The 4,372-nt window shown below is 73.3% G+C and carries 5 protein-coding genes; 3 read left to right on the forward strand and 2 right to left on the reverse strand.

Annotated features, from left to right (window positions below; translation table 11 throughout):
- Positions 1 to 1,378: molybdopterin-dependent oxidoreductase (locus AB0J52_RS29335; RefSeq protein WP_500185775.1), on the reverse strand; the 1,378-nt coding region annotated here is incomplete at its 3' end.
- 217 nt (positions 1,379 to 1,595) lie between these two features.
- Here AB0J52_RS29335 and AB0J52_RS29340 point away from each other — a divergent pair.
- Positions 1,596 to 2,054 carry an NfeD family protein gene (locus tag AB0J52_RS29340; protein ID WP_500185781.1) on the forward strand — a complete coding sequence of 153 codons (459 nt, stop codon included), beginning with the start codon at positions 1,596 to 1,598 and terminating at the stop codon, positions 2,052 to 2,054.
- Positions 2,051 to 3,235, forward strand: a complete 1,185-nt coding sequence (locus AB0J52_RS29345) for an SPFH domain-containing protein (protein WP_500185776.1) — start codon at positions 2,051 to 2,053, stop codon at positions 3,233 to 3,235. Before AB0J52_RS29340 ends, AB0J52_RS29345 begins: the two co-directional genes overlap by 4 nt.
- Before the next feature lie 54 nt (positions 3,236 to 3,289).
- Here the strand turns inward: AB0J52_RS29345 and AB0J52_RS29350 are convergent, their stop codons facing one another.
- Entirely contained in the window at positions 3,290 to 3,730 is a 441-nt protein-coding gene (locus AB0J52_RS29350; protein WP_500185778.1) for a hypothetical protein, read from the reverse strand.
- Between the two features lie 192 nt (positions 3,731 to 3,922).
- Here AB0J52_RS29350 and AB0J52_RS29355 point away from each other — a divergent pair.
- Positions 3,923 to 4,372: MerR family DNA-binding transcriptional regulator (locus AB0J52_RS29355; RefSeq protein WP_500185779.1), on the forward strand; the 450-nt coding region annotated here is incomplete at its 3' end.

Genomic DNA, 4,372 nt, shown 5'->3' on the forward strand with positions numbered 1-4,372 from the left:
CTACGCCCGCTATTCGGCGCCGGCCGTGCCGCTCCCGGAGGGCCAGGTCGTAGTGCGGGGTCTGCGCGGGACGCGGCGGGGGCAGCACCACGTGCGCGTGCCGGGTCGTCTCGTTCAGGTACGGGTCGACGCTGATCATCAGGTCGAGGGTGGGGAGGAGGCCGTCGAGGCGGGCGCCGTCGGGGGCCGACAGCACCGGGTTGCCGCCCACCGTGACCAGCGCGCGGACCTGGCCCTCGCCGGGCGTCTCGATCTCGTCCGCGAGCGTCGCCACCGGCAGCTCGCCCATGGTCTCGGGCAGTCCGCGCACCCGGCTGCGCCAGCGGCCCGTCGTGAACGGACGCCGCCGCCGGTACACCGGCATGTGCGCGGCGCGCGGGAACATCGCTCCGCCCGGCCGGTCGAGGTTCCCGGTGAGGATGTTCAGCACGTCCACGAGCCAGCTCGCGAGCGTCCCGAACTCCTGCGTGCACGTCCCGATGCGCCCGTACACGGCGGCGCGCCCGGCGGCCGCCAGCTCCCGCGCCGTCCGCCTGACCGTCTCCGCCGGGATGCCGGTGACGGGCGCGACCCGCTCCGGCGAGAACCCCACCGCGAGCGCCCGCAGCTCCTCCAGGCCGTTCAGCGGGACGTGGGCGGGCAGGGCGGTGAGCTCCTCGGCGAAGAGGGTGTGGACGAGGGCCATCAGCAGGTGCGCGTCGGTGCCGGGCCGGATGAACAGGTGCTCGTCGGCGAGGGCGGCCGTCCGGGTGCGGCGCGGGTCCACCACGACGACCCGCCCGCCGCGCGCCCGCACGGCCTTCAGCCGTCCGGCGAAGTCGGGCGCCGAGCAGAGCGAGCCGTTCGACTCCAGCGGGTTCGCGCCGAGCATCAGCAGGTGGTCGGTGCGGTCGAGGTCGGGCACGGGGATCGCGAGCGGATCACCGAACAGGTGCCCGCAGCTCACGTGCTTCGGCATCTGGTCGGCGGTGCTGGCGGTGTACACGTTGCGGGTGCCGAGCGCCTTGATCAGCGCCGATCCGTACAGCGGCCCCGCGACCGAGTGCGCGGCCGGGTTCCCGACGTAGACCGCGACCGCGTCCCGCCCGTACCGGTCGATGATCTCGGCGAGCCGGTCCCGGGCGGCGGCGAACGCCTCGTCCCAGCCGACCTCTGCCCAGTCATCCCGGTCGCCGCGCAGCATCGGCGCGTCCAGCCGGTCGGGGTCCCCGTCGAGACGGCCGAGCGTCGCCCCCTTGGGGCACAGGAAACCCGCGCTGAGCGGGTCGTCCCGGTCGCCTCGCACGGACGTGATCCGGTCCGCGTCGTCCAGCGTGAGCTCCAGCCCGCAGAGCGCCTCGCACAGCGGACACGTTCGATACCTCGTACGGCTGCCCATGACCGTGACTCCTCGTCGCCGACGCCCGCCCTCATGATGACCCGCCCCCGCCCCCCGCCGCCACCGGCTTCCCCCGCCGCCACCGTCACGGGCGGCCCGGGGTGGTGGGGTTTCGGGCGGGCCGGGGTGGCGGGACGGGGAGGGATTCGTTGAGTGGGAGGGGGTGCGGAGCTACCGTGAAAGAGAGGACATCGACCGCCTCGGGGAGATGACGCCAATGGAGGCGTGGGTCGCCTGGTTGCTGGTCGCGGCGCTGCTCGGGGTCGCCGAGCTGCTGACGTTGACGCTGGCGCTCGGGCTGCTCGCGGTGGCGGCGCTCGCGGCCGGGCTCACGGCCGCGGCGGGGCTCCCCGTCGTGCTTCAGGCGGCGGTGTTCGGGCTGGTCGCGGTCGGCGGGATCGGGGTGGTGCGGCCGGTCGCGCGGCGGCACGTGCGGCAGCCGCCGAAGATGCGGTCCGGGACGGCCGCCCTGGTCGGACGCGAGGCCGTGACGCTCACCGAGGTCAGCCGGACGGGCGGCCGCGCGCGCATCGGCGGCGAGGAGTGGACGGCCCGTCCCTACGACCCCGACCTCGTCATCCCCGCCGGGGCGACCGCCGACGTGCTCGCGATCGAGGGCGCGACGGCGCTGCTGTACCCGGTGGGCCCGGCCCGGATCCCGGAGGGGGAGCCATGACGGACGTCGCCATCGCCCTGCTGGTGGTGCTGCTCGCGGGGATCGCGGTGCTCGTCACCGCGACCATGCGGACGGTCTGGATCATCCCGCAGGCGCGTGCCCGCAACGTGGAGCGGCTCGGCCGCTACCACCGGACGCTGGAGCCCGGCATCACCTTCGTGGTGCCGTTCGTGGACCGGGTGAAATCCCTGATCGACCTGCGTGAGCAGGTCGTGTCGTTCAAGGCGCAGCCGGTGATCACCGAGGACAACGTGGTGGTGCACATCGACACCGTGCTGTTCTTCCAGGTCACCGACCCGCGCGCGGCCGACTACGAGATCGTCAACTACATCAAGGCGATCGAGCAGCTCACCGCGACCACGCTGCGGAACGTGATCGGCACCCTGGACCTGGAGGCCACGCTGACCTCCCGGGACCGGATCAACACCGCGCTGCGCGGCGTGCTGGACGACGCGTCCGGCAAGTGGGGCATCCGCGTCACCCGCGTGGAGATCAAGGCGATCGAGCCGCCGCCGTCCATCAAGGACGCGATGGAGAAGCAGATGCGGGCCGAGCGGGAGAAGCGCGCGGCGATCCTGACGGCCGAGGGCGCCCGGCAGTCCAAGATCCTCACGGCGCAGGGTGAGAAGCAGGCGGCGATCCTGCGCGCCGAGGGCGCCAAGCAGTCGGCGATCCTGGAGGCGGAGGGGCAGTCCATCGCCATCTACCGGGTGTTCACGGCGGTCCACCGCGCCGACCCGGACCCGAAGCTGCTCGCCTACCAGTACCTGCAGACCCTGCCGAAGCTCGCCGAAGGCCCGAACAGCACGTTCTGGGTCATCCCGTCCGAGGTCACGTCGGCGCTGGAGGCCATCACGCAGGCGTTCGGCGGTGACGCCTCGTCCGTCCGCCGCCGTCTGAACCCCGACGGCGCCGAGCCGGACGAGATCGCCGGAGGCGAGGGGGAGCCGAAGGTCGAGGCCACCCGCGAGAAGGGCGATCCCGCGGTGGAGGCGGCCCGCGCGAAGTCTGATCCCGCGGTCGAGGCGGCCGGGGAGGAGAGTCCGGCGGTCGCGGCGGCCGAGGACGGGCAGGCTCGTGCACTGGCGGCGTCCTACGACGAGGAGCGGGAGCGTGCTCTGAAGGCGTCCGGCGAGAACGCCGAGCGGTCCGCCGTCATCGGGGAGGTCCCCCGGCCCTGAGCTACCCGTTCGAGGCGGATCTCCGCCCGGCGGACGCTTCCGGGCGGAGCGGACCTAGGGCGACTCGTGACGCTGTGCTCTCCAGAGCCCCTGCTGCCTCAAGAGCCTTGCCGCTGCGTGCCGGGTCTGCTGGGCGGCGGCGGTCCGCCCCGTGGCGACCGCGTGAAGCTGGGCGGAGAAGATCTCGGCCTCGCCGGCCGTCACCCACTGGAGCGCGTGTGAGATCCAGTGGTCGGACCACGCGCTCAACCCGGTGCGGATGACGGAATGCACAGGCGTGGTCAGGTCCGGGCCGTGGGGTCCGAGAAGGGCGAGAGCCTCGGCTTCGACCTCGTGGCGGGGGCGTTCGACCAGGGGAAGCAGCCAGATCGAGGCTTTGTCGAGCGGCACCGCGGAGTGGTTGGGCGGGGCGTCATAGGCCCACTGCCCGTCAGCGATGACCAGCCAAGACTGCCCCGGCTTGATCTCCAGGACCCGGCGCGTCTCGACCGTCATGCTCAGGAGTATCCAGCACCCGGTCGCGCGTGAGCCGGATATGCCCTGCCGGACGGCCGATCCCGATCATCATTGCGATGTTTCATGTGGAACCAGGTGAGGGAGCGCTGGGGAGGGGGTGATCGGGCGGGCGGGAGTCTCGGTTCGGATGGGGTGGACTCTCCCATGGGGGGAGACGGCACAGTGAGGCACGTGAGCGAAGATCTCCTTCCGATCGGGCGGTTCGCGCGGCTCTGCCGGTTGAGCGTGAAGCGGCTGCGGCACTACGACGACCTGGGCCTGCTGTCGCCCGCGCACGTCGATCCGGTGTCCGGCTACCGGTACTACCGTCCGGCGCAGGCGCGGGACGCCCTCGCGATCGGGCTGCTGCGGACCCTCGACGTCCCGCTGCCGGTGATCGCGCGGACCCTCGCGACGGACGACCCGGCCGGTCCGCTGACCGAGGTCCGGGACCGGCAGGCCGCCGAGCTGGCGCGCCGCCGCCGGGCCCTGGACGTGCTGGAACGCCTGCTCGTCGAGGGGCTTCCCGCGCCGGCCGTCACCGTCGTGGACGAGCCCGCCCGCACGGTCGCCCTCGCCCGCGACACCGCTCCGCTGGACGACATCTCGCCAGCCGTGCCGCGCAGCGCCCCATGGCCGGCG

The sequence above is a fragment of the Spirillospora sp. NPDC049652 genome, assembly GCF_040675125.1.
In the GTDB taxonomy this organism is placed as follows: Bacteria; Actinomycetota; Actinomycetes; order Streptosporangiales; family Streptosporangiaceae; genus Spirillospora.

Bases quoted from the DNA above. Each gene is read 5' to 3' on its own strand.
- AB0J52_RS29340 (WP_500185781.1), top strand. From the start codon at position 1,596: ATGGAGGCGTGGGTCGCCTGGTTGCTGGTCGCGGCGCTGCTCGGGGTC.
- AB0J52_RS29345 (WP_500185776.1), top strand. From the start codon at position 2,051: ATGACGGACGTCGCCATCGCCCTGCTGGTGGTGCTGCTCGCGGGGATC.
- AB0J52_RS29350 (WP_500185778.1), bottom strand. From the start codon at position 3,730: ATGACGGTCGAGACGCGCCGGGTCCTGGAGATCAAGCCGGGGCAGTCT.